Genomic DNA, 25,209 nt, shown 5'->3' on the forward strand with positions numbered 1-25,209 from the left:
CCACTCCATGCAAATCCCTCGACCTCATGCCGCGCTGTGGAGCGGTCCGCCGGCCACTTCCGCCAGCAGCCGGTCGAGGTCGATATCGGCATTCCGGTGCTCGCCGACGATCGTGTGTTCCGACATCACCAGGATGCGGTCGGCGGTCTCCAGCGCCTCATCGATCTCGGTGACGAAGATCAGCGTCGCGCGGCCGTCGGCGCTGGCTCGAAGCTTCGCCGCGATGTCGCGGCGCGCCGAAATGTCGACGCCCTGGAAAGGCTCGTCGAGGATGAAGAGCCGCGAGGCCTGCGACATCCAGCGCGCCACCATGACCTTCTGCTGGTTGCCGCCGGAAAGCGCCGACAGCTCGTCCTTCTCCGAGCGGCAGACGATGCCGAGTTCGTCGATCTGGCGGCGGGCAACGACGCGCTCGGCGCGCTTTTTCATCACGCCGAGGCCCGACATGCGCTTGAGGAACGGCAGGCTGATGTTGCGCTCGACGTTGAAGCCGCCGACGATGCCGCTCGCAGCGCGGTCCTTGGCGACCAGGAAGACGCCGGCAGCGATCGCCTCGCGCGCCGCGCCCGGCGCATAGGACTTGCCGTCCATATGCATGGTGCCGGCGAGCGGCCGGCGCACGCCGAACAGCGTCTCCGCCAAAGCCGTCTTGCCGACGCCGACCAAGCCGGTGATAGCCACCACCTCGCCGGCGCCGAGCGTCATCGAGATCGGCCTCGACCCTTGCGCCAGTTGCAGCCCTTCGGCGGTGAAGACGGCTCGAGCCGAGCTTCTCGCCACCACCCGGTCGAGATGGATCTTGCGGCCAAGCATGGCGTTGACGGCGCCCTCATAGTCGAGCGGCTTCTTGTCGAAGACGCCGGAGACGACACCGTCACGCATCGACACGATGCGGTCGGCGAGCCGCCTTATGTCGGACATGCGGTGCGAGATATAGAGAATGGCGACGCCCTGGCCGCGCAGCCGATCAATGAGCGAAAACAACCGATCGGCCTCGGCGCTCGATAGCGAAGAGGTCGGCTCGTCGAGGATCAGGACCTTAAGCCGATGCGCCATGGCGCGGGCGATGGCCACCATCTGCCGATCCGCCAACGACAAGTCGCTGACGCGCGCCTTGAGGTCGATGGCAAGTCCCATGCGGTCGGCGACGGCTCTCGCCTCGGCGCGGACATTGGCAGGCTTGAAAAGCAACGACGCGCCTTTGCCGCTTAGCCGGTCGAGCGTCAGATTGGTGGCGACGTCGAGGTCGGCGACGACGCCGTCATTGATGTTCTGGTGCACGGTGACGACACCGGCGCGGATGGCTTCGGCGGGTGTCTGCGGGTCGAAGGCCTTGCCGGCAAGCCGCATCGAGCCTGCGCCGTGTTCGTAGACGCCGCTGACGATCTTGACCAGGGTGGATTTGCCGGCGCCGTTGGCGCCCATGAGCACGGTCACCTCGCCCGCAAAGAGGTCGAGCGAGATGCCGCCAAGCACCTCGTTCTGGCCGAAGGATTTCCTCAGGCCCTCCACATGGAACACGGCATCTGCGCCCATCCATTCCTCCCGGATCGTGACGCTATGGGCTCATTCGGCAATTGTCAACACGATTGACATTTGCCAGAGCGCTTCCTAGCTTGGCCCCGCCACTGTGGCTCCGCTATCGTCGGAAACCACGCGCAGGAGGGAGAGCATGACGGGGAAGTTCGAAGCATTGTCGGTGGAAACGCTGCCGAAGCGCCTTGGCGAGACCGCGGCGCTCACGGAGCGCATCGGCAAGGACACCAGCCGCTGGAAAGTACGCGAGGTCGGCGACGGCAATCTCAACCTCGTTTTCATCGTCGAAGGCGACAAGGGTGCCGCGGTGGTCAAGCAGGCGCTGCCCTATGTGCGGCTGGTCGGCGACAGCTGGCCGTTGCCGCTCAAACGCTCCTTCTTTGAATATCATGCGCTGACCAGGCAGGAGCGCCGTGCGCCCGGCTCGGTACCGGCGATCTACCATTTCGACGAGAGCCAGGCGCTGATCGTCATGGAGTATCTGGCGCCGCCGCACGTCATTCTCAGGCGCGCGCTGATCGACGGCCGCGAGCTGCCGAACATCGCACGCGACATCGGCCTGTTCATGGCGCGCACGCTGTTCCGCGGCTCCGACCTGTCGATGGCAGCCAAGGAGCGCAAGACCGATCTTGCGCTGTTCGCCGACAATGTCGAGCTGTGCGACATCACCGAGAACCTGGTGTTCTCCGACCCCTATTTCGACGCCAAGATGAACCGGCATACCTCGCCGCAGCTCGACGGCCTAGTCGCCGAGCTGCGCGCCGACCGCGATCTCAAGGTCGAGGCGCAGCGGCTGAAGCATCTGTTCGCCGCCAATGCCGAGACGCTGCTGCATGGCGACCTGCATTCAGGCTCGATCATGGTGACAGACAGCGAAACCCGGATGATCGATCCGGAATTCGCCTTCTACGGCCCGATCGCCTTCGACGTCGGGATGCTGCTTGCCAATTTCTGGATGGCCTTCTTCTCGCAGCGCGGCCATGAGCAGAAAGGCAGCCGCGACTCCATGCGCGCCTATCTGCTCGGCGTCACTGGCGAGACCTGGGCGACCTTCCGCGCCGAGTTCTCGCATCTGTGGCGGACCGAGCGCAGCGGCATGCTCTACCAGCGGAGCTTGTTCGAGGATCAGGGCGACCTGCTCGGCTCCGAACAGGCGCTCGACCACATGCTGCATTCCATCTGGACTGACCTGCTCGGCTTTGCCGGCATCGAGGTGCACCGGCGCATCCTGGGTCTCGCCCACAATGCCGATTTCGAGACCATTGCCGATCAAGACCTGCGCGCCAGATGTGAAGCCAAGGCTTTGCGCTTCGGCCGCCATATCGCCGTCAACCGGCGCCAGATCCACAGCATCGACGAGGTCAACAAGCTGGCCGCGCTGATCGAACAGGAGAAGAGCCTTTGAACGTCGGCGAACGCCACTATCGCACCATCTGGCTCAGCGACGACAAGCGCTCGGTCGAGATCATCGACCAGCGCTGGCTGCCGCATGAATTCCGCATCGAGAAGATCGGAAGCGTCACCGGCATCGCCACCGCGATCCGCGACATGTGGGTGCGCGGCGCGCCGCTGATCGGCGTCACCGCGGCCTATGGCGTCGCCATCCAGATGATGGACGACCCATCGGACGAAGCGCTCGACGCGGTGTGGGAGACGCTGCATAGGACACGGCCGACGGCGATCAATCTGCGCTGGGCGTTGGACGAGATGCGCCGGCACCTCAAGCCGCTCGCGCCTGCAGAGCGTGCCGAAGCGGCCTACAGACGGGCCGCCGAGATCGCCGATGAGGATGTCGGGCTGAACCGCGCCATCGGCGAAAACGGGCTTGCGATCATCAGGCAGATCGCGGCACGCAAGCAGCCGGGCGAGAGCGTCAACATCCTCACCCATTGCAATGCCGGCTGGCTGGCGACGGTCGATTACGGCACCGCCACCGCGCCGATCTACCTGGCGACCGAGGCCGGCATTCCGGTGCATGTCTATGTCGACGAGACCAGGCCGCGCAACCAGGGCGCCCAGCTCACCGCCTGGGAAATGGCGGGACACGGCGTACCGCACACGCTGATCGTCGACAATGCCGGAGGCCACCTGATGCAGCGCGGCGACATCGATATGGTGATCGTCGGCACCGACCGCACCACGGCCGATGGCGACGTCTGCAACAAGATCGGCACCTATCTCAAGGCACTCGCGGCCGCCGACAATGATGTGCCCTTCTATGTCGCGCTCCCCTCGCCCACCATCGACTGGACAGTGGCCGACGGGCTGAAGGAAATCCCGATCGAGGAGCGCTCGGGCGACGAGGTTTCGCTGGTGTGGGGGAAGACGGCTGACGGAAAGGTCGCGCAGGTGCGGGTCTCACCGGATGCGACGCCGGCGGCCAATCCGGCGTTCGACGTGACGCCGGCAAGGTTGGTGACCGGGCTGATCACCGAGCGCGGCGTGGCCAAGGCTTCGCGCGAGGGGCTGAAGGCGATGTTTCCGGAGCGGGGGTGATTAGCTAATCTTTCCCTCGTGGGCAGATGTCCGGCAGGACAGGTGGGGCACTGTCCGCCGACGTATCTATGCTTGGGTTCCTCGCCCCGCCAAAGGCGGGGAGAGGTGGCCGCGAAGCGGACGGAAAGGGGCCTTCGTAGGGCGCTCCCCTCTCCGTCTCGGCTTCGCCGAGCCACCTCTCCCCACATTCCTGGGGCGAGGAACCTTGATCCTGTCCCGCCGCGATCCTTCGCGCCCCCTCTGCCCTGCCGGGCATCTCCCCCACGAGGGGGGAGATCGGCTAATCGCCAATTGACAGCGCCACCCTGCTCTCCCATAAAACGTGCGTTAATGTTCTCAGGGCGGGGTGAAAGTCCCCACCGGCGGTAAGGGCGATTTCGATCGCTCAAGCCCGCGAGCGCCTTCCGCTAAACGGAAGGGTCAGCAGATCCGGTGCGATTCCGGAGCCGACGGTTACAGTCCGGATGGAAGAGAACGTACGCAAGACGGCTCGCTGGCGCGGGCCGGGTTTTTGCGTCGTGCGTCCTGATTCTGGTTCGAAACGGAAGGAAGGACCCATGAATCAGCATTTCCTCAAAGACCATACTGTCCGTCATGTCGCCGTCATCCGGGCGCGCTGGCATGCCGATATCGTCGACCAATGCGTGGCGGCCTTCGGGACGGAGCTTGCCGCGCTCGGCGGCTTTGCCGTCGAGGCCTTCGACGTGCCGGGCGCCTACGAGATCCCGCTGCACGCCAAGACGCTTGCCGAGACCGGCCGTTACGCCGCGATCCTCGGCACCGCCTTCGTCGTCAATGGCGGCATCTACCGGCACGACTTCGTGGCGAGCGCCGTCATTGACGGCATGATGAACGTGCAGCTTGCGACCGGCGTGCCGGTGCTGTCGGCGGTGCTGACGCCGCACAACTACCATGACAGCGCCGAGCACCATCGCTTCTTCCACGAGCATTTCACCGTGAAGGGCAAGGAAGCGGCGAAGGCCTGCGTCGAGATCCTCGCCGCGCGCTCACGCATCGCCGCATGAAAGCAAAAACCTAAAGCGCGGCGCCTGAATCCGTTTCAGCGCGACGCGCTTTAGGCCCGGCCGCGGCCGGTTTTCAGCCCCTGCAACAAGAATTGCGGCCGAAAAGGCTCCGAAAGGTTGCGGTGGGCCCGAAATCCGGCCAGAAGCAACGGGGCCGCCCGACGCCCGGGCGGCCTTTTCAAACACGGGCTCGAACCAGATACGGGAGACTATTCGTTGGCTCGCATCACACTGAGACAATTGCTCGACCATGCCGCCGAACATGGCTATGGCGTGCCTGCCTTCAACATGAACAATATGGAACAGGGCCTCGCCATCATGGAGGCGGCGGAGGAGACCAAGTCGCCGGTCATCCTGCAGGCCAGCCGCGGCGCTCGCGCCTATGCCAATGACGTGGTGTTGGCCAAGCTGATCGACGCGCTGGTCGAAATCCATCCCGACATCCCGGTCTGCATGCATCTCGACCACGGCAACAACGAAGCCACCTGCGTCACCGCGATCCAGTACGGCTTCACCTCGGTGATGATGGACGGCTCGCTGAAGGAGGATGGCAAGTCGCCGGCCGACTACGCCTACAATTCCGGCATCACGCGCCGCGTCGTCGACATGGCGCATTGGGGCGGCGTGTCGGTGGAAGGCGAGATCGGCGTGCTCGGCTCGCTGGAAAGCGGCGGCGGCGAGCAGGAAGACGGCCACGGCGTCGAAGGCGCGATCAGCCATGACCAGTTGCTGACCGATCCGGTGCAGGCCGAGCAATTCGTGCGCGACACACATGTCGACGCGCTGGCGGTGGCCATGGGCACCAGCCACGGCGCCTATAAATTCTCGCGCAAGCCGGACGGCGCGGTGCTGGCGATGAACGTGATCGAGGAGATCCACCGCCGCCTGCCCAACATGCATCTGGTCATGCATGGCTCGTCCTCGGTGCCGGAGGATCTGCAGGAGATCATCAACAAATATGGCGGCCAGATGAAGCCGACCTGGGGCGTGCCGGTGGAAGAGATCCAGCGCGGCATCAAGCATGGCGTGCGCAAGATCAACATCGACACCGACAACCGCATGGCGCTGACCGGCGCCATCCGCAAGGTGCTGACCGAGAATCCGTCGGAATTCGATCCGCGCAAATATCTGACGCCGGCCATGGCGGCCATGAAGAAGCTCTGCAAGGAGCGTTTCGAGCAGTTCGGCACCGCCGGCAACGCGCCGAAGATCAAGCCGATCCCGCTGGCGGACATGGCCAAGCGCTACAAGTCGGGCAGCCTGGATCCGAAATTCGGCTGAGCCGATCAATCCCCGCGACCGGTTCGATCCCGGTCGCGGGCATGTACCCCACCGAAGCGGGGCGGAACTTCAAGCCAACAAAGTGGTTCCTGCTCAGAGACCTTCCGCACCCATCGAAGGGAAGGAGCACGTCATGAGCAAGGATCGCGACGACGAAGGGCCGGTTTTCTCCGGCCAGAATGCCCGGCAGGGCGAGATCATCCTGCATACGCGCACGCAACGCATCATCTTCATCGCAGGGCTGGTCGGTATCGTGGTGCTGGCGCTGGTGGTCAGTCTCGCCGCGCATTGAGGGTTGGCGCCCGCGAAAAGCCGGGCTTGCGCCAAGGAACCATCACCGGCTCCGCCGGTTGAACGTCGCAGACGAAATTGAGGCGCGGCGACCGTTCACCGCCGTGTCGAAACCATGTTCGAGACGCTTTGCTGCGACATGCCGCTTCATCCGACCTGGCCGGACCTCGTCGGGCGGCTCTTGGTCACGTTGCTGGCAGGCTTTCTCATAGGCTTGAATCGCGAGGCGCGCGGGCATTCCGCCGGGCTGAGGACAACCATTCTGGTCGGCTTGGCGGCCTGCGTGGCCATGATCCAGGCCAACATGCTGCTCGATGTTTCCGGCAAGGGGCCGGATTCCTTCGTGCGCATGGACGTCATGCGCTTTGCGCTGGGCGTGCTCACCGGTGTCGGCTTCATCGGCGGTGGCGCCATCCTGCGGCGCGGCGATCTGGTCACCGGCGTCACCACAGCCGCGACGATGTGGATCATGACCATGATCGGCCTTGCCTTCGGCGGCGGCCAGTACGGCCTCGGCGCGATCGCGACGGTACTGACGCTGGTGACGTTGCAGGCGCTGAAATGGGTCGACCTCAAGATCGCGCGCAACCACAAGGCGATCCTGTCGGTCTCATGGCCGAAAAGCTCGCCGCCCGATCTCCCGGACATTGTGCGGCCGCTTGGCTACGATGCCCGCTTCGTGGGCATGGAACATGACGTCGACCACCAACGCTTCGTATTTTCTTTCAAGGTGCAATGGAAGCAGCCCGACGCGGAAAGGCCTTCGACCGAAGCGCTGGCCGTAGTCGGTGAACATTGCACGGTCGAGCGCTTCGACGTGATCGGCGAGAATTCGTCCTGAGCAGGATCAGGATGTGGCAGCCATCTCCGCCTCTCCGAGATAAAGCCGGTGCAGTTCGTCGGGCGATTGGCGCAGCTTCGCGCAATCGCCGTCATAGACGACGCGGCCGCGGCGCATGACATAGGCGCGGTTGCCGATCGACAGCGCAAGCGCCGCGAACTGCTCGACGAGGACGACGGCCAGGCCGTCATCGGCGAGCTTGCGCACGGCCGTCATCAGCCGCGTGACGATGACCGGGGCGAGACCGGCGGACATTTCGTCGATGAGCAGCACTTTCGGGCGGGTGAGAAGTGCCCGCGCGATCACCAGCATCTGCTGCTCGCCGCCGGAAAGCAGGCTCGCCTTCACCGTGCGGCGCTGCACCAGCTCGGGAAACAGCGCATAGGCTTCCGCTATGTCGGCGCCGGGATGCAGGCTGACGCGCAAATTCTCTTCGGTCGTCAGCTGGCGGAAGACGGTGCGGCCCTGCTCGACATGGGCGAGCCCTTCGCGCGAGCGGGCGCCGGGCCGTGCCTTCTGCAGCTCGCGGCCATCGATGGCGATGCTGCCGCCTGCGACCGGGATGATGCCCGACAGACCTTCGAGCAGCGTTGTCTTGCCGGCGCCATTGGCCCCGAGCACGACGCTGATCGCGCCGCTTTCGGCGGTGAGATCGACCGACGTGACGACGGGCAACTCGGCGCGGTTGATCGACAGGTTGGAAACGACGAGCCTGCTCATGCCGCCACGCTCTCTTCCTCAATGCCGAGATAGGCTTTCTTCACCGCCCGCTCGCTGAGCACCTTGGCCGGCGGGCCTGAGGCGATGACCTGGCCAAAATCGAGCACGGTGACCTCCGAGCAGACGGCCCGAATCAGGTCCATGTCGTGCTCGACCAGAAGCACCGCCGATCCGAACAGCTTCGGGATCTCGGCGATGCGCCGGCCAAGCCGCAGCGTTTCCTCATGCGACTGGCCGGCGGCCGGCTCGTCGAGCAGCACGACGGCCGGGCGGGCAGCGACGACGCCCGCGACGTCGAGCAGCCGCCTTGTGCCGGCATCGACCGAAGCCACCAGCGTGTCGGGATGCGGACAGTCGAGCCAGTCGAGCACAGCTTTGGTCTCGATCACCGACAGGCCCTTGGCCGCCAGCGCCAGGTAGCCGCCGACGGTCAGCTCCGGCGCGATGCGGTTGGTCTGCCAGGTGCGGCGCACGCCTTCTCGGGCGCGCAGATGCGCCGGCACGTCTTCGAGCGGCTTGCCGCCCAGCCGCACGCTCCCCTGATAGGACGATAGGAAGCCGGCGACGGCATCAATGAAGGTCGATTTGCCGGCGCCATTGGGGCCGATCAAGCCGGCAACCGTACCGGCGGCAACGCTCAGGCTGACATTGTTCAGCGCGACCACGCTGCCATAGCGAACCGTCAATCCCTCGATGGCGAGGACCGGGCCGGCGGCACGCTCGACTGCTGCCGGCAGGTCGGAGGCGGACGCGGCAGCGGCTTTCGGCGCGCGCGCCGGCAGCAGTTTGCGGAACTGGCGCCGGAAGGTCTCGCTCATCGTCTCGCCGGTCGACAGCGCCTGGGTTGCGCCGATGGCAAACAGCACATTGCCGATGTCCTGCGGCCAGTCCAGCCGGCGCAGGATTTCCGGGAACATGACGACGAGCAGGCCGCCGATGATCGCACCCTCGGCGAAATGCGCGCCGGCCATCACCGACACCGCGTAGAGCGAGAGCGACTGCATCATGCTGAAATTCTCGGCGACCAGCGTGCCGAGATAGCCAGCGAGCAGACCGCCGGAAATGCCGGCGACGAAGGCGCTCAGCGCGAAAGCCGTGAGCTTGGCGGTGGCGATGCGGACGCCATGCGCGGCGGCGGCGCGCTCCGAGTGACGCACCGCCAGCCAGGACGCGCCGAGCCGCGCGCGGCTGATGAATTCGAGCGAAACCGCGATCGCCACATAGAACAGCAGCACGAAGACGAAATAGCCCTCGTCGCTGTCGAACAGTTCCGGCCGTGGCACCTGCAGGAAGTCGGTCTGGCCGGGATAGGTCATGGTGGCCAGGATGGTGTCGAAGGCGGTGGCGAAGGAGAGCGTGACGATGGCGAGGTTGATGCCGCGCAGCCTCAGCGCCGGCAGGCCGATGGCAACGCCGAACGGCACGGCCGCGAGGCCACCGACCAGGATCCATGTGGCGAGGCCACCTGGCGCTTCGGCGAGGTTGAGATAGCCAACCGTCCAGGCGCCGACGCCGGCGAAGGACATCTGACAGAGCGCGATCATGCCGGTGCGGCCGGCGACGAGGCCGAGGCTCTGCAGCGCGACGCCAGTGATCAGGACCGAGGTTGCAAGGAACACCCAATAAGACGGCAGGAGGCCGGCATAGGCGACGCCGCCGGCGATAAGCGCCACGACGATGAGGGTCAATGAGGCCCGAAAACTAGCGCGCTTCATCCCAACGGGCCTCCCGCTGCGACCAGAGAAGAACGGCAAGCACCACCAGGAAGGGAATGGCGCTGCGATACTGGCTGATGCTGTCGATGGAGCTCGCCAGCCCTTCGACGATGCCGAGCGCAATGCCGCCGGCCAGCGTCCACCAGAAGCTGCGGAAGACGCCGATGAGTGCCGCGGCGAGCGCCGGCACGACAAGCAGGCTAAGCGTCATGAAGTTCGGCGAGCGCTGCGGCGCGATGATCATCAGCGCGAAAGTGGTGAAGGCGCCCGTCATGCCCCATACCAGCAGCGACAGTATCTGCACCCGCACGCCGAGCAGTTCCGCCGCCATAGGCCGGTCGGCCAGCGCGCGCAGATTGAGGCCGATTTTAGTCCGGTTGAGGAAGAGGTCGGAAAGGATGGTGAACAGCACCGCGAGCCCGATGGTGAGCACCGAGGCGATGGTCACCTCTACGCCGGCGAGGCGGAAGGCCGAGCCTGGGAACAACTCGGGCATGTTATGCGGATGCTGGCCGCCTGTCAGGCGCAGACCTATGGCGATCAGGCCGACGAGCAACGCCACCGTCACGGCCGCCTTGGTCGAAGCACTCGCTTCGCCGAACCACCGCGTCATGATGTAGCCGATTGCGACGCCGGTCGCCGTGCCCCCCGCAATCCCCGCCAGCACCGAGGGCCAGATCGGGAACCCGGCCTCGAACAGTGCGATCAGCACGAAGGTGCCCGCGGTTCCGATGGCGGCCCCGGTGAAATTCACCACGGCGACGAGCCGGTAGGTGAAGACGGCGCAGACGCCGAGCAGGGCATAGGTGCCCCCGGCCGTCAGTCCCGCCACGGCGGATGTGAGCATTGCGTTCATCTCGTATCCCGATCCGGAGGACGGCGCGGCCAGCCGCGCCGTCCGGTTCAAGCGGCCATCACTTGGCCTGCGGCAGCACGATCCAGTCCGGGGTCTCGACCTTCCAGGCGCCGGCCTCGAGCTTCATCACCTTGGTGGCCTGCATCGGCGAATGCGTCTTGGCCTTGCCGAACACGTAAGGCGAGCCGGCGAGCGAGTTGGTGAGCGGCTGCATGTCGTGCAGCGCCTTGGCCACGCTTTCACGCGTCACCTCGCCGTCGATCGAAGCGACCACCTTGAGGAACAGCTCGGCGGCGAGGTAGCCGCCCTGCGAGAAGGCGGTGAGCGGCCTGTTCGCCTTCTGCATGTCGGCAATCCATTGCGCGTTGGCGGCCGAGTTCTTCTCGGTGTAGGGCTCCCACTCGGTGCCGACATAGATCGGCTGCTTTGTGTCGGCCAGCGCCTTGGCAACCTGCTCGGTGTAGCCGGGCGCCAGGAAGAGCCAGTTGATGCCGGTGATCTTCTGTGCATCCACCGTCTTGATCAGCTGCACCACCTGCGGCTCGACCTGGTTGGTCAACACGGCGTCGCAGCCGGCGTCGCGCGCCTTGATGACGTAAGGCGTGAGATCGCCCTGGAAGGGCAGCGTCAGATCGATCAGGTGGATCTTCTGGCCGCTGATCTGTTCCCAGGTCTCGATCGCCTTCTTGTAGGCCTCCTGGGTACCGCCGATGATGATGAAGAAGGCGCAGAGTTTCTTCGTCTTCAATTCGTTCGTGGCGTAGTAGGCCATCGCCGTCGACAGCGTGTAAGGGCCGACGTTAACGGGTGCGACGTTGGGCGAGGAGAAGCAGGCGGCGTCGACGCCGAGACCCTGCACCGAGAGGATCTTCTTGCGGCTGTAGGTGGCGGAGTTGACGGCACAGTCGAGCAGGCTGGCCGAGCCGACCAGCGCTACCGCCTCCTTGTTGTCGATCAGGTCGCGCGCGGCTTGCGCGGCGACCGCCGGATCCGCCTTGTCGTCGGCGATGGTGTAGTCGATCTTGCAGCCATTGATGCCGCCGGCGGCATTGACCGCATCGAAGGCGGCCTGGGTCGCCTTCGGCACTTCGGAGAAATCAGCCGGGCCGGTGACGGTCGACACCGCGCCGACCTTGATGGCGCCATCCTTGCAGGTTGGGCCGGCGGCGGACGCCGTGCCGGCCATGGCGGCAAGGCCGATGCCGGCAAATGCCGCTGCGAGTAGTCTCGATTTCCAATGCATGTTTCAGTCTCCCATTTTTGTCATGCGTTATTTGTTTTCAGGCGGCAGCCAGCGCCGGCGCGGCAATGCTGGCGGCGTCGATGGCGGCGAATTTCACCAGCGTGCGGGCGATGGTCTCGCGCTCGATGTCGCGGACGATGAACACCAGCCGGGTGCGGCGGTCCGCCGACGGCCAGCGGTCGAGCCGCGCCGGCGGATGAAAGACATGCTGCACGCCGTGGAGCACCAGTGGCGGCTCCGGCTCGTCCGTGGTGTGCACGATGCCCTTGAAGCGCAGCAGATCCTCGCCCTTCAGCGCCGCGACATAGTCCAGCCAGCGGGCGAAAGCGGCCCACTCGACTGGCTTGTCGATGATGAAGCTGAAGGACCGGATGCCGTGGTGTGTGTCGCGATGATGATCGTGACCATGGTGGCAATCAGCTCCGCATTCATGGTCGTGGTGATCAGCCGCTTCGAGCCGCGCGGCGATGCGGTTCACATCCGCCGCAGCATCGGCGGGCAGGCTCTTCAGCAGATCGAGTTCGATTTCGCCGTTGCGGGCAACGGTTTGCTCGACGGCCGGTGCCAGATGCTCCAGCCGGTGCTGCAAGCCGCCGAGTGCCTCGTTCGAGACGAGATCGGTCTTGGTGATCAGCAGCCGGTCGGCGACGGCGACCTGCTTGGCGGCTTCCCGATGACGCTGAAGCGTCGCCGCGCCATTCACCGCATCGACGGTGGTGACGACACCACCGATGCGAAAGCGAGCCGTGAGCTCAGCTTCGGCCATCAGCGTGTGCAGGATCGGCGCCGGGTCGGCAAGACCGGTGGTCTCGATGATCACTTGGCTGAGCGGTGGCGTTTCGCCGGCCCGGCTCCTGCGGCCGAGCTCCTTCAGCGTGGCGACGAGATCGCCGCGCACCGTGCAGCAGACGCAGCCATTGTCGAGCAGCGTGAACTGCTCCTCGCTGGCCTCGATCAGCAGATGGTCGAGCCCGACGGCACCGAACTCGTTGACGATGACGGCGGCGCCGGCAAGCGAGGGCTGGCCTAGCAGGCGGTTGAGCACCGTCGTCTTGCCGCTGCCGAGGAAGCCGGTGAGGATTGTCACCGGTATCCTCGCGTCGCTTGAGGGATCAGGCGCGCTCATAGACCACCCTCCCCTCGAACCAGGTCGTCAGCACTTTTGTGTCGGCGAGGTCCTCGGCCGGCGTCTCCAGCACGTTGCGGTCGAGCACGATGAGATCGGCCGATTTGCCGATCTCGATCGAGCCGACGGTCTCGGCGAGACCGATGGCGCGGGCCGAATTGATGGTGAAGATTTCGAGCGCGGTAGCGATATCGATCGCCTGCTCCGGCCAAAGCGACGCGCCCGGAAATTCGCCGCTCGGGTTGCGGCGCGTCACCAGGCCTTCGATGCCGTCCCACGGATCGGGGTTAGGCATCACCGGCCAGTCGGAACCGCCGGCCAGCAGCGCGCCGGCGGCAAGCAGGTCCTTGTTCGGCCAGAAGCGCAGTGCCCGCGCCTCGCCCATGGTCTGCTTGTGGCCTTCGAGGAAGCTGGTCGGATACCACAGGAAAGGCGAGAGATCGGCGACAACGCCGAGCTCGGCGAAGCGGGCGATATCGTCCGGCGCGATGTAGCTCGCATGCGCGATGTGATGCTTCAGCTTGGTCGGCCCATTGAAGGAGCGCGCGACGTCGATCGCGTCGAGCGCCTGGCTGACGGCGGCATCGCCGGCGCAGTGGATCTTTACCCCGAGCCCGAGTTTCTCGCATTTGCCGATCCAGCGGATCAGCTCCGGCACGGTGACGATGGTCGAGCCGCGGAAGCAGCAGCCCAGCACCGGGTCCTTGGTGTAGGGCTCGTGGAAAGCGGCGGTGCGCGCACCCGGCACACCATCGAGGAATATCTTGACGAAATCCGGCTTCGCGTGAACGCCGCGATATTGCTCGCGCAGGGCGATCAGCTCGTCGCCGGCAATGCCGAACATGAAGGAGGGCTCGACGGCCGGCATGGCCGACACCGACCAGGCGGTCAGCTCGCCGCGATCGTCGAGGCCTTTCAGCGCCGCGAGGATCGGCTGCATGGCGGCGGCGTCGAGAAATGCTGTGACGCCGTAGGAGTTGAGCGTCGCGATCGAGCGTGCCATCGCGGCGCGGTCCATTTCCTCGGTGTAGTGGCCGGATTGCGCGATGGTGCGCTCGACGATGCCGGCGGCGGATTCGATCATCATGCCGGTCAGCGCGCCGGTGGCCGGATCGCGGCCGATGGAGCCCTTCTCCGGATCGGGCGACGACGCGGAAAGGCCAGCCAAGCCAAGCGCTTGCGAGTTGATCCAGCGGTTGTGATAGGTGTCGTCACGCAGCATCACCGGCCGGCCCTGGCTCACCCGGTCGAGCGCCGCCAGCGCCTCCAGCCTGTTGAGCTTCGGCAACAGATCGCTGCCCCATTGTCCGCCGATGATCCAGGAGCCTTCCGGCGCCTTGGCCGCCGCCTCGCCGACGCGCGCGATCAGCGTCTCGAAGCTCCCCGTCGGCGGGAAGCGGAACTCGAAAAGCTCGGCTTGGCCTCCCATCATCAGATGCGCATGCACGTCGACGATGCCAGGCATCATCATCGCGCCCTTGAGGTCGACGACACGGGTGGTAGCGCCTGTCAGCGCGGCGACGTCAGCGCCCTCGCCGACCGCGACGATGCGGCCGCCCTTGACGGCGACGGCCGAGGCCCAGGGCCGCTTGCGGTCGAGCGTGTAGATGCGGCCATTGGTGAAAACCAGGTCGGCGCTTCTGTCGAGCATTCTCTCTCCTCCTCTCCGCTAACCGCACCCTCATGCTGGCGAGCGAGCAAGTTTCAATTCACGTCACACCGCCCTGTTCTGTGTCGGGGCGCGGCCGCCACCATCCGCGACCAGCACCGCACCGGTGACGAAGGACGCTTCGTCCGACGCAAGGAACAGGCAGCAGGAGGCGATCTCTTCAGGCTCGGCGACGCGGCGCAGGGCGATGCGGTTGGTCAGCGCCTTGAACTCCTCGTCGGGAGTCGAGCCGTTGGCGCTTGCTGCCACCTTCATCTCGTAGACGCTCATCGGCGTGCGCACCCAGCCGGGCGCCACCGCATTGGCGCGGATGCCGTCGACGCCGTGCGCGAACGCGAGCGAGCGGGTGTAGGAGACGAGCGCCGCCTTGCTCGCCGAATAGGCGGCGTTCTGGCCGCTGGCGTTGAAGGCTCCGACCGAGGCGATGTTGACGATCGCGCCGCCGCGCGCCTTGAGCAGCGGCAGCGCGGCGCGGCAGACCATCATAGAGCCGGTGACGTTGACGGCGAAGCTCTTGGTCCAGGTCTCGTCGCTCAGCGTCTCAGGCTCGTCGAGGATCATGACGCCGGCGGCATTGACGACGATGTCGAGACGTCCGTCGCAGGCATCGATGGCCTGAGCGATATCGTTGGCATCCGTGATGTCGCCGCGCACGGCGGTGCCGCCGCTGGCCTCGGCCGCCTCCTCCAGCACCTTGCCGCCATGCCCGAAGGCGACGACCCTGGCGCCCTCTCGCCCGAACAGCTCGGCGGTGGCGCGACCCATGCCGGTGGCGGCGCCGGTAACCAGGGCCGTGCGGCCTTCGAGGCGCCGGCTCATGCCAGCCCCCAATGCCGTTCGACAGCGTAGCCGGTCTCCGGCAGGGTCGAGCCGCCGTCGACGACGATGGTCTGGCCCGTGGTGTATTTCGCTTGGCTCGAAGCGAGGTAGAGCATCGCGTAGGCGATGTCGTCCGCCTCGCCGAGACGGCCCATGGGAATGAATTGGCCTAGGCGGTCCGCCACCTCCGGCTTGCTCATCGTGCCGCGGCCGGGCTTGGCGATAAAGCCCGGCTCGACGCCGTTGACGGTGATGCCGTCGCGCGCGAATTCGAAGGCGGCGCCACGGATGAAGGCGTTGACGCCGGCCTTGGCTGCCGAATAGTGCGCGCCGCCCGCCATGGCAACGCGCGCCGAAACCGACGAGGTGACCAGGATGCGGCCGAAACGGTTGATGCGCATTGCGGGCGCCGCCGCCTGTGCCAGCCAGAAACAGGCTTTCAGGTTGATAGCCAGCGCCTCTTCGAGCTTGTCCTCGTCGAGCTCCTCGACCGAGGCCCAGGGGCAGCCGCCGGCATTGTGGACGACGGTGTCGAGCCGGCCGGCCTCGCGCGCGACATTGCCGACAAGTGTGTGAAGCGCGGCGCGGTCGAGCCCGGGAAGCGCAACGGCGCGTACGGGCAGGCCGCGCGCGGAGAGCTCCGCGGCAAGCGCCTCGGCGACATCGAGCGTTCGATTGGCAATGACCACCGAGGCGCCGGCCTCGGCAAAGCGCGTGACGATGGCGGCACCGATGCCGCGCCCGCCGCCGGTCACCAGCGCCACCCTGCCCGTGAGATCGAACGGGGTCGCCATCGTTCAGACGACGCCCGAGCCACGGACGAGATCGACGAAACGGCCGAAGACTTCCGTATGGCGGTCGATATCGGCCGGTGACGTCGCCGGGCACATCAGGAACATGGTGTGGAAGGGCGTCACCAGTATGCCTTCGTTCATATAGAAGGCATTCAGCAGCGTCTCGAGGTCGCCGCGTCGGCCGGCGATGACGTCGGCGCCGCTGCGCGGCGGGTTCGGCATGAACATGATCTCGGCGCGGGCGCCGGTCTGCGTCACGTGCCAGGGCAATTTGTTCACGGCGATGATTTTGCTCGCGGCTTCGGCAAGGCGCGTGGCGTTGGCGATCATCCGCTCGAAATTGGCCGGCGTGAGCACTTCTTCCAGCACCGCGCGCATGGTGGCGACGGTGAGCGCGTTGCCGGCCAGCGTACCGCCGATGCCGAGATGCGCCGACTGGCGCACGCGCGGGTTGACCATCGGCACGATCTTCCAAAGCCGCTCGGCAATCTCCCGCGAGACGCCGAAGATGCCGGCCGGAATGCCGCCGGCGATCGCCTTGCCGGCCACCAGCATGTCCGGCTCCAGCCCATGCAGCGCGGTGTAGCCGCCAGGCCCGCTGGAGATGGTGTGCGTCTCGTCGATGATCAGCACCGTGCCGGTGCGGCGCGTCATCTCGCGCAGTGCGGTGTGAAAACCCTCGGCGACCGGGATCATGCCGAAATTGGTCATCAGCGGCTCGGTCAGCACGCAGGCGACGTCGCCATGCGACAGCGCTTCTTCGAGCGCCGCGACGTCATTGAACTCGACCACCCTGGAGACGGCTGAATGATCGACGCCGTTCGGATGGATCATGTTGCGCATGCCGATCTTGCCGTCACGGATCTCGACATGCGCCTCCTCGACGCCGCCATGATAGCAGCCGGAGAAGACCAGCACTTTCGGGCGCCCGGTGATCATGCGCGCGATGCGGATGGCGCCGCGGTTGGCGTCGGTGGCCGAGGTTGTCAGCGTCCAGTAAGGCAGGCCGAAACGGCGTGTGAGCTCGGCGCCGACCCAGAGGCTGTCCTCGGTGGGCAGCATCATCGTCGTGCCGTTCTGCAATTGGTGGATTGCCGCGCGCGTCACCGCTTCGGGCGCATGGCCGCACATGCCGCCGGTGTCGCCAAGCGCGAAGTCGACATAGTCGTGGGCGTCGATGTCGGTGATATGCGCGCCACGGGCCGAGGCGGCATAGACCGGGAAACCGCCGGCCCAGCGACGCATCCAGTGCGACGGCCCGCCATAGAGGAAATGCGTCTTGCCCTCTTCCCAGGCCGCCGCCGAGCGCGGATGCGTGTCGAGGAACCGCGCCTGCTCGCGGTCGAGCAGGTCTTCGATCGTTGCTGATTGCAAAGCGGTCTTGCTGGCGACCGTCACGGCGCTGAACTCTCCCTGGCGCGCCAAATTCCGGAGCGCGTAGCTGTTCCCAATTCGGTTCACTATTTGAACCAGCGTTTTGTATGTTATAGACAACACTGAAGGCAGGAAGGGCGTCTGTCAAGTTAATTCACACGCGAAGTATCCTGGAGAATGCGCGATGAGCACGGTGGGCAAGGCGGTGTCGCTGCTGGAGCTGTTCACGCTACACGAACCGGAGATCGGCCTCTCCGACCTCGCGCGCCGCGCCGGCCTCGATAAGGCCACCGCCAGGCGGCTTCTGATGGCGCTTGCCGCGCACCGGCTGATCGAGCAGGAGCCGCGCAGCCGCCGCTACCGGTTGGGCGCCGGCCTGTCGCGGCTGGCGCGCATCCGCGACGCGCATTTCCCCTTCGTGCGGCTGGCCGCGCCAGTCATCCGCGAGCTGTCGCTCGAAACCGGCGAGACGGTGCATCTGTCCGAGTTCAGCGCCGGCGCGCTGCTTACGCTGCATGTCGAACTGTCGGCCAAGGCCAACCGCGTCAATGTCGATGTCGGCCAGGTGCTGCCGCTGCACGGCACGGCCTCGGGCATCGCGTTCCTCGCCGCCTCACGCCTAGAAGCGGTCGGCGCCTATCTGGAAAAACCGCTGCAGGCCTTCACTTCGTTCACGATGACGCAGCCGGACGACTTGGTGAAAGCCATCGCGCTTGCCGCTTTACGTGGCTATTCGCGCAGCGCCCAAGGCTATGAGGAAGGCGTGCACAGCATAGGCGCGGCCATCCGCGGCGCCGACGGCCAGCCGATCGGCACGCTGGCCGTGGCCTCGCCCGTCTCGCGCGTCGACGATGCGACAGCGGCCGGACAAGGCGAAGCTGCAGTCAGGGCAGCCAGGCTGATCTCGGCGCGGCTGACCGGCGAGGCGTGAGGCGCCCCACCGGCGCTCAAAGCCACGGACTTTTGCTTTGAGGCATTTTTTGACCCACGCGTTCCACTTGTGAACATCGTTCATTTTTCTCTTGAACGCCGTTCACGATGTGCTATGGTGCATCCGTGAACAACGTTCAAAGCGATGTATCCAGCCTGAAACAGACCGGCGCCGATCCGGCTTAACGCCGAAACGAAAGGATCATATCGATGCTCGCCGACAGCCAAGCCCGCAAACAGTCAAGTGCCTGGAAGGCCTGGAGGCCTATCATGGACGACGGATTCCAGGCGCCAAGAACAAGAAACAAATGGATTGGATTGAACCGCAGTAACGAAGTTTAACGGCTTCCCGATAAACAAGGCTCAAACCGCGCAAGTGTCCGCTCAGTCCAATCGGATTGCCAGCCGGACTTGCCCAATGGAAGTTGCCATGAACACCCATCTGATGATGTCGCGGCGCTTCGCGCCTCTCTTCTGGACGCAATTCCTCTCGGCCTTCAACGACAATTTCCTGAAGAACACGCTGGTGTTCCTCATTCTCTTCACGCTGGCGAAGGATCAGGCCGCGTCGCTGGTGACGCTGGCCGGCGCCGTGTTCATGGCGCCCTTCCTGCTGCTTTCGGCGCTGGGCGGCGAGATCGCCGACCGCTTCGACAAGGCGCTGATCGCGCGCCGCCTGAAATTCACCGAGATCGCCGCGGCCGCCGTCGCCGTCGTCGGCATCGCGCTGTCCTCGATCCCGGTGCTGATGACGGCACTCTTGATGTTCGGCATCATCTCGGCGCTGTTCGGGCCGATCAAATACGGCATCCTGCCGGATCACCTGGAGCGCAAGGAACTGCCCAAGGCCAACGCCTGGATCGAGTCGGCGACCTTCGCCGCGATCCTGGGCGGCACCATCGCCGGCGGCGTCGTCTCCGCCGACGGCATTGGGGTCGCGGTGTTCGGGCCGATCATGATGGCTTTGGCCGTCGGCTGCTGGCTGGTCAGCCGCTACATCCCCGCCACCGGTTCGGCCGCACCCAACCTCACCATCGACAAGAACATCTTCCGCTCGACCTGGCGGCAGGTCGCGGAACTGCGCACCGACACGCGCATCTGGCGCGCCGGCCTGATGACCTCGTGGTTCTGGCTGGTCGGCGCGATCGTGCTTTCGATCCTGCCGGCGCTGATCAAGGATTCGCTCGGCGGCAACGAAATCGCCGTCACTGCCTATCTCGCCGTGTTCGCCGTCTCGATCGCCATCGGCTCGGCCATCGCCGCCTGGATGTCGCAAGGGCGCATGGTGCTGCTGCCGGCGCCGGTCGGTACCGCGCTGCTAGCGCTGTTCGGCCTGCATCTGGCCTGGACCATCGGCAGCATGCAGCCCTCGCCCAAGGCCGAGACGCTTGCCGCCTTCTTCGCCGGCCCCAACACCATCCGCGTCGCCATCGACCTCGCCGGCATGGCGATTGCGGCTGCCTTCCTGGTGGTGCCGACCTTCGCCGCCGTGCAGGCCTGGTCGCCCGAGGCACGCCGCGCCCGTGTCGTCGCGGCGGTCAGCATCGTCAATGCCGGCTTCATGACCGTCGGCGGCATCCTCGTCGCGGCCATTCAGGCCGCTGGCGTCTCCATCGCGGGTATCCTGTTCGGCCTCGTCGTCGCCAATGCCATCGCCGCCTGGCTGATGCTGAAATACCTGCCGACCAATCCGTTCCGCGACTTCGTGTCGATCCTGTTTCGCGCCTTCCTGCGTCTGGAGGTGGAGGGCATCGAGAACCTCAAGGCGGCCGGCAAGGCGCCGATCCTGGCGCTCAACCATGTCAGCTTCCTCGACGGCCCGCTGGCGCTGACGCTGACCGACGAGGAGCCGGTCTTCGCCATCGACTACACGATCGCGCAGGCCTGGTGGATGAGGCCGTTCATGAAGCTTGCCCGCGCGCTGCCGCTCAATCCGGCGAAGCCGATGTCGACCCGCACCCTTATCAAGATCGTGCAGGGCGGCGATCCGTTGGTCATCTTTCCCGAGGGACGCATCACCGTCACCGGCGGCCTGATGAAGGTCTATGACGGCGCCGCCATGGTCGCCGACAAGACCGGCTCGATGGTGGTGCCGGTGCGCATCGAGGGGCTGGAGAAGAGCTACTTCTCGCGGCTCTCCTCGCAACATGTGCGCCGCCGCCTGTTCCCGAAGGTCAAGGTGACCATCCTGGAGCCGGTGAAGCTCGAAGTCCCGCAGGAATTGAAGGGCCGCCAGCGGCGCGCCGCGGCGGGCTCCGCGCTCTACCAGGTGATGTCGGACCTGGTCTTCCGCACCCAGGACATCGACAAGACCGTTCTGGAGAAGATCATCGAGACGGCCAACGAGCGCGGCATGAAAGAACTCGCCGTGCAGGATCCGGTCACCGGTTCGCTGAGTTATGGCAAGCTGCTCACCGCCGCCGCCGTGCTCGGCGAGAAGTTCGAGCATCTCTATGCCGGACAGCAGACGCTGGGCATCATGCTGCCCAACGCCAACGGCGCCTGCGCAGCACTGCTCGGCGTCATGTCGGCCGGCAAGGTTCCGGCGATGATCAACTTCACCGCGGGTGCCGCGAACATCCTGTCGGCCTGCAAGGCGGCCGAGGTGCGCACCGTGCTCACCTCCCGCGCCTTCGTCGAACAGGCAAAGCTCGGGCCGATGGTCGAGGAGATCGGCCGCTCGGTCGACATCGTCTGGCTCGACGATCTGCGGGCCACGATCGGTCTCAAGGACAAGCTGCTCGGCCTGTTGCGCAAGGCGACGCCGCGGGTGGCGCGCAAAGCGGACGATCCGGCGGCGATCCTGTTCACCTCGGGCTCGGAAGGCACGCCGAAGGGCGTGGTGCTCACCCATCGCAACATCCTGGCCAATGCCGCCCAGGCCGCCTCGCGCATCGACTTCCATTCGGGCGACAAGGTGTTCAGCGTGCTGCCGATCTTCCACTCCTTCGGCATGACGGCGGGCACGGTGCTGCCGCTGATCTCCGGCGTGCCGGTCTATTTCTACCCCTCGCCGCTGCACTACCGCATCGTGCCGGAGCTGATCTATGCCTCGAACGCGACGATCATCTTCGGCACCGACACCTTCCTGTCCGGCTATGCCCGCACGGCACACCCCTACGACTTCCGTTCGGTGCGCTACTGCTTCGCCGGCGCCGAGCCGGTGAAGGCCGCGACGCGCCAGACCTATATGGAGAAGTTCGGCCTGCGTATCCTGGAAGGCTACGGCGTGACCGAAACCGCGCCGGTGATCGCCATCAACACGCCGATGTACAACAAGTCGGGCAGCGTCGGCAAAATCATGCCCGGCATGGAGTACCGCCTCGAGCCGGTGCCCGGCGTCGACGAAGGCGGCCGGCTGTTCGTGCGCGGCCCGAACGTCATGGCCGGCTACCTGCGCGCCGAGAACCCCGGCGTGATCGAACCGCTGGCCGACGGCTGGCACGACACCGGCGACGTCGTCACCGTCGACGATGCGGGCTTCATCTCGATCCGCGGCCGCGCCAAGCGCTTCGCCAAGATCGCCGGCGAAATGGTCTCTCTTGCCGCGATCGAGGCGCTGGCGGGGGAACTCTGGAAAGGCTCGCTGTCGGCCGTCGCCACGGTGCCGGACGCTCGCAAGGGCGAAAAGCTGATCCTCATCACCGAGGCGCCGAAAGCCACCCGCGCGGACTTCCTCGCCTTCGCCAAGGCAAACGGCGCCATGGACCTTATGGTGCCGGCCGAAGTGCGCGTCGTGCCCAAGGTGCCGGTGCTCGGCTCCGGCAAGCTCGACTTCGCCGGGGTGACCAGGATGGTGCGCGGCGCGGAAGAGCTGAAGGTCAAGGCCGCCTGAGCTGAATGGACGAACAGGCCGGCGACAAGCGCGGGCCTGTTCATCCCGGCCGGCAGGTCCGGCCGAGAGGTCTCTCAGGCCGCGTATCTCGCCATCACCGGCTGCCTCGACCACTGCGCGTACCAGGTGTCGAACAGCTTGAGCTGCTGCTCGGCATAGCCGCGCTGGCTGTCGCTCAGCGCATCCGTCTCGTTGAAGTGCAGCCTGTATTCGGGGCCACCCTTCAGCACCATCATGTGCTTGAAATAGAGCACAAGGTCCGGTCCCTCGTCGAAAGAGGATAGCACGGCCAACGCCGCGTCCAGTTCCTGCGCCAGCCGGCGCGCTTCGGCATCGCCCTTGGCCGCCGCCTGGCTGAGGCCGACGAGATGCAGCACTTCCTTGGGCAGGACATTGCCGATGCCGGTGATGGCGCCGGACGCGCCGCAATTGACGAAACCGTGGAAGACGGCGGTGTCGACGCCGATCATCAGCGCAACCTCATCGTCCCGGCTGGTGATGTTTTCCGCCGCGTAGCGCAGATCCGACGGCCCGCCGAACTCCTTGAAGCCGACAAGGTTCGAATGCTCGGCGCGCAACGCGAAGAACAGATCGGCGCGCGTGGCAAAGCCGTAATAGGGGCTGTTGTAGATGACGGCCGGCAGGTCGGGGGCAGCGGCAAGGATTGCCTTGAAGTGGTGACGCTGCGCCGTCACCGATGGCCCGCGCGACAGAACGCGCGGGATCACCATCAGGCCCCGCGCGCCGACCTTTTGCGCGTGGGCGGCATGGGCCACGGCGCTGGCGGTGTTGACCGCGCCGGTGCCGACGATCACCGGAACGCCCGCCTTGACCAGGCGCTCGACGCCTTCCATGCGCTGCGCGTCGGTCAAGAGCGGCCAGTCGCCCATGGAGCCGCAATAGACTACCGCCGACATGCCGGCGGCGATCAGCTCGCGCCCCTTGCGCACCAGCGCGTCGAAGTCGGGAAGGCGGTCATTGGTGCAAGGCGTCATCAGCGCCGGCATGCAGCCGGAAAAAACATTGGCGGTCATTTCGAAGTCTCCTTGAGGCAGGCATGCAGATTGACCAGTTTGGCCCGGCGCGGCACCGCTTGCCAAGTGGATAGTCGAGGTTCATGCGCGCTCAGCATGGGTACGATCGTGGCCATTTGTTCTCAGGCACTCCGCTCAGAGCGCTACCCACGCCGTCTTGAGGTCGGTGTATTTCTCGATGGCGTGGAGCGACTTGTCGCGGCCGAAGCCGGACTGCTTGAATCCGCCGAGCGGCACGGTGATGTCGGCGCCGCCATAGGTGTTGACATGGACGACGCCGGCATTGATAGCGCGCACCATGCGGTGCGCGGTCGACAGGTTCGATGTCCACACGGCCGACGCAAGACCATAGACGGTCGCGTTGGCGAGGCGCACCGCCTCTTCCTCGGTCTCGAAGCGCGTGACGCCGAGCACCGGCCCGAACACTTCCTCGCGGGCGAGCTGCATTTTCTCAGTCACGTTCTCGAAGATCGTCGGCGCCATATAGCTGCCGCCGGTTTCCGCCAGGATGCGATCGCCGCCAGTGACGAGACGGGCGCCCTCCTCCGAAGCCTTGGCGACGAAGCCGAGATTCTTGGTCAGTTGCTCGGCGCTCGACACCGCGCCGACATCGGAGCCGAGATCGAGCGGATCGCCGACCTTCAGCTTCGTGGTGGCCTTGAGCAATTCGTCCATGAAGCGGTCGTAGACCGAGGCCTGGACCAGCAGGCGCGAACCGGCGATGCAGACCTGTCCGGAATTGCGGAAGATGCCGTTGGCCGAGACGACCGCCGCCTGTTTCAGGTCCGGCGCATCGGCAAAGACGATGTTGGGCGACTTGCCGCCAAGCTCGAGGAAAACGCGCTTGAGGTTCGAGCGCGCGGAATATTCGAGCAAGCGGCGGCCGACAGGCCCGGAGCCGGTGAAGGCGATGGCGTCGACATCCATATGCAGGCCGAGCGCCTCGCCCGCGACCGAGCCGCGGCCAGTGACGACATTGAAGACGCCCTCGGGCAAGCCGGCCTCGGCGGCAAGCTCCGCCAGCCGCAGCAAGGTCAGCGAGGCGATCTCCGGCGGCTTGACGACGATGGCGTTGCCGGCGGCGAGTGCCGGCGCGATCTTCCAGGCGCCGATCATCAGCGGGAAGTTCCACGGCACGATGACGCCGACGACGCCGAGCGGCTCCTTGTGGATCAATCCAAGGACATTGTCAGCGGTCGGCGCGATCTCGCCATAGACCTTGTCGATCGCTTCGGCATAGTAGCGGATGGTGCCGGCAGCCGACAGCGGCTCGGCCTTGTAGGCCATGCCGATCTCGGTGCCATTGTCGCGCACGCCGAGCACGGCAAGCTCCAGCGCGTGCTTTTCGACCAATTCGGCGAATTTCGTCAGCACCTTCTTGCGAAAAGCGGGCGCCGCGCGTGACCAGGAGCCCTTGGCGAACGCCTTGCGCGCCGAAGCGACGGCGCGGTCGACATCGGCGGCGGCACCGTCGGCAATTCTTGCGAAGGGGCGGCCGTCGATCGGCGAAATCACCTGTAGGCTTGCGCCGCTCTCTGCGTCCGCATGGGCGCCATCGATGAACAGACGCCGCGCGCCGACCTCCGTCTTGCGCAGCGTGTCGATAGTGTCCTGGCTGATCATT

20 protein-coding genes and 1 riboswitch are annotated in these 25,209 nt (G+C 65.8%); of the genes, 8 read left to right on the forward strand and 12 right to left on the reverse strand.

Features of this window, described 5'->3' with window-relative positions; translation table 11 throughout:
• Window positions 1-24 precede the first annotated feature (24 nt).
• Window positions 25-1,536, reverse strand: a complete 1,512-nt coding sequence (locus FJ430_RS28875) for a sugar ABC transporter ATP-binding protein (protein WP_140705079.1) — start codon at window positions 1,534-1,536, stop codon at window positions 25-27.
• Between the two features lie 136 nt (window positions 1,537-1,672).
• On the opposite strand from FJ430_RS28875, the gene mtnK reads away from it, so the two are divergent.
• From mtnK to FJ430_RS28905, 6 genes are all read left to right on the forward strand, one after another.
• Window positions 1,673-2,941, forward strand: a complete 1,269-nt coding sequence (gene mtnK, locus FJ430_RS28880) for an S-methyl-5-thioribose kinase (RefSeq protein WP_140705077.1) — start codon at window positions 1,673-1,675, stop codon at window positions 2,939-2,941.
• Window positions 2,938-4,032: an S-methyl-5-thioribose-1-phosphate isomerase gene (mtnA, locus tag FJ430_RS28885; RefSeq protein ID WP_140705074.1), complete on the forward strand. Its 1,095-nt coding sequence runs from the start codon at window positions 2,938-2,940 to the stop codon at window positions 4,030-4,032. The genes mtnK and mtnA overlap by 4 nt, the downstream gene beginning before the upstream one ends.
• A 328-nt stretch (window positions 4,033-4,360) precedes the next feature.
• Window positions 4,361-4,512: riboswitch (FMN riboswitch) on the forward strand.
• A 77-nt stretch (window positions 4,513-4,589) separates the two neighbouring features.
• Window positions 4,590-5,057: a 6,7-dimethyl-8-ribityllumazine synthase gene (locus FJ430_RS28890; protein WP_140705072.1), complete on the forward strand. Its 468-nt coding sequence runs from the start codon at window positions 4,590-4,592 to the stop codon at window positions 5,055-5,057.
• A 216-nt stretch (window positions 5,058-5,273) separates the two neighbouring features.
• On the forward strand, window positions 5,274-6,338 hold the full coding sequence (gene fba / locus FJ430_RS28895; RefSeq protein ID WP_140675387.1) for a class II fructose-bisphosphate aldolase: 1,065 nt from the start codon (window positions 5,274-5,276) through the stop codon (window positions 6,336-6,338).
• Between the two features lie 133 nt (window positions 6,339-6,471).
• Window positions 6,472-6,630: a peptide ABC transporter permease gene (locus tag FJ430_RS28900; protein WP_140705070.1), complete on the forward strand. Its 159-nt coding sequence runs from the start codon at window positions 6,472-6,474 to the stop codon at window positions 6,628-6,630.
• A gap of 114 nt (window positions 6,631-6,744) precedes the next feature.
• Complete coding sequence (locus FJ430_RS28905; protein WP_140705067.1) at window positions 6,745-7,470, forward strand: MgtC/SapB family protein; 726 nt, start codon at window positions 6,745-6,747, stop codon at window positions 7,468-7,470.
• A gap of 6 nt (window positions 7,471-7,476) precedes the next feature.
• Here the strand turns inward: FJ430_RS28905 and FJ430_RS28910 are convergent, their stop codons facing one another.
• The 9 genes from FJ430_RS28910 to FJ430_RS28950 all read right to left on the reverse strand — a co-directional run bounded on the left by FJ430_RS28910 (window position 7,477) and on the right by FJ430_RS28950 (window position 17,810).
• Complete coding sequence (locus FJ430_RS28910) at window positions 7,477-8,190, reverse strand: ABC transporter ATP-binding protein (RefSeq protein WP_140705065.1); 714 nt, start codon at window positions 8,188-8,190, stop codon at window positions 7,477-7,479.
• Window positions 8,187-9,905, reverse strand: coding sequence for an ABC transporter permease subunit (locus FJ430_RS28915; protein ID WP_140705063.1), 1,719 nt, complete (start codon window positions 9,903-9,905; stop codon window positions 8,187-8,189). The genes FJ430_RS28910 and FJ430_RS28915 overlap by 4 nt, the downstream gene beginning before the upstream one ends.
• A complete protein-coding gene (locus FJ430_RS28920) occupies window positions 9,892-10,761 on the reverse strand; it encodes a branched-chain amino acid ABC transporter permease (protein WP_140705061.1) in 870 nt (289 codons plus the stop codon). Before FJ430_RS28920 ends, FJ430_RS28915 begins: the two co-directional genes overlap by 14 nt.
• A gap of 58 nt (window positions 10,762-10,819) precedes the next feature.
• Window positions 10,820-12,004: an ABC transporter substrate-binding protein gene (locus tag FJ430_RS28925; RefSeq protein ID WP_140705059.1), complete on the reverse strand. Its 1,185-nt coding sequence runs from the start codon at window positions 12,002-12,004 to the stop codon at window positions 10,820-10,822.
• Window positions 12,005-12,041: 37 nt separating this feature from the next.
• Complete coding sequence (locus tag FJ430_RS28930) at window positions 12,042-13,130, reverse strand: CobW family GTP-binding protein (protein WP_140705057.1); 1,089 nt, start codon at window positions 13,128-13,130, stop codon at window positions 12,042-12,044.
• Window positions 13,117-14,781, reverse strand: a complete 1,665-nt coding sequence (locus FJ430_RS28935; RefSeq protein ID WP_140705055.1) for an amidohydrolase — start codon at window positions 14,779-14,781, stop codon at window positions 13,117-13,119. The genes FJ430_RS28930 and FJ430_RS28935 overlap by 14 nt, the downstream gene beginning before the upstream one ends.
• Window positions 14,782-14,844: 63 nt before the next feature.
• A complete protein-coding gene (locus FJ430_RS28940; RefSeq protein ID WP_140705053.1) occupies window positions 14,845-15,618 on the reverse strand; it encodes an SDR family NAD(P)-dependent oxidoreductase in 774 nt (257 codons plus the stop codon).
• Window positions 15,615-16,412, reverse strand: a complete 798-nt coding sequence (locus FJ430_RS28945) for an SDR family oxidoreductase (RefSeq protein WP_140705051.1) — start codon at window positions 16,410-16,412, stop codon at window positions 15,615-15,617. The genes FJ430_RS28940 and FJ430_RS28945 overlap by 4 nt, the downstream gene beginning before the upstream one ends.
• Before the next feature lie 3 nt (window positions 16,413-16,415).
• Window positions 16,416-17,810 carry a transaminase gene (locus FJ430_RS28950; protein WP_226891945.1) on the reverse strand — a complete coding sequence of 465 codons (1,395 nt, stop codon included), beginning with the start codon at window positions 17,808-17,810 and terminating at the stop codon, window positions 16,416-16,418.
• Window positions 17,811-17,970: 160 nt separating this feature from the next.
• Between FJ430_RS28950 and FJ430_RS28955 the strand changes: the two genes are divergently transcribed.
• Together FJ430_RS28955 and FJ430_RS28960 are read left to right on the forward strand one after the other, a co-directional pair.
• The gene (locus FJ430_RS28955; RefSeq protein ID WP_140657317.1) at window positions 17,971-18,717 is read left to right on the forward strand and encodes an IclR family transcriptional regulator; all 747 of its coding nucleotides are present in this window, start codon (window positions 17,971-17,973) and stop codon (window positions 18,715-18,717) included.
• A gap of 429 nt (window positions 18,718-19,146) precedes the next feature.
• On the forward strand, window positions 19,147-22,551 hold the full coding sequence (locus FJ430_RS28960) for an acyl-[ACP]--phospholipid O-acyltransferase (RefSeq protein ID WP_140705049.1): 3,405 nt from the start codon (window positions 19,147-19,149) through the stop codon (window positions 22,549-22,551).
• Between the two features lie 74 nt (window positions 22,552-22,625).
• On the opposite strand, the gene FJ430_RS28965 is transcribed toward FJ430_RS28960, so the two are convergent.
• A complete protein-coding gene (locus FJ430_RS28965) occupies window positions 22,626-23,585 on the reverse strand; it encodes a dihydrodipicolinate synthase family protein (protein WP_140705047.1) in 960 nt (319 codons plus the stop codon).
• A gap of 135 nt (window positions 23,586-23,720) precedes the next feature.
• Window positions 23,721-25,208, reverse strand: coding sequence for an aldehyde dehydrogenase (locus tag FJ430_RS28970; protein ID WP_140705045.1), 1,488 nt, complete (start codon window positions 25,206-25,208; stop codon window positions 23,721-23,723).
• Window position 25,209: the final 1 nt, after the last annotated feature.

This window comes from Mesorhizobium sp. B2-8-5, assembly GCF_006440675.2.
Taxonomy (GTDB): Bacteria; Pseudomonadota; Alphaproteobacteria; order Rhizobiales; family Rhizobiaceae; genus Mesorhizobium.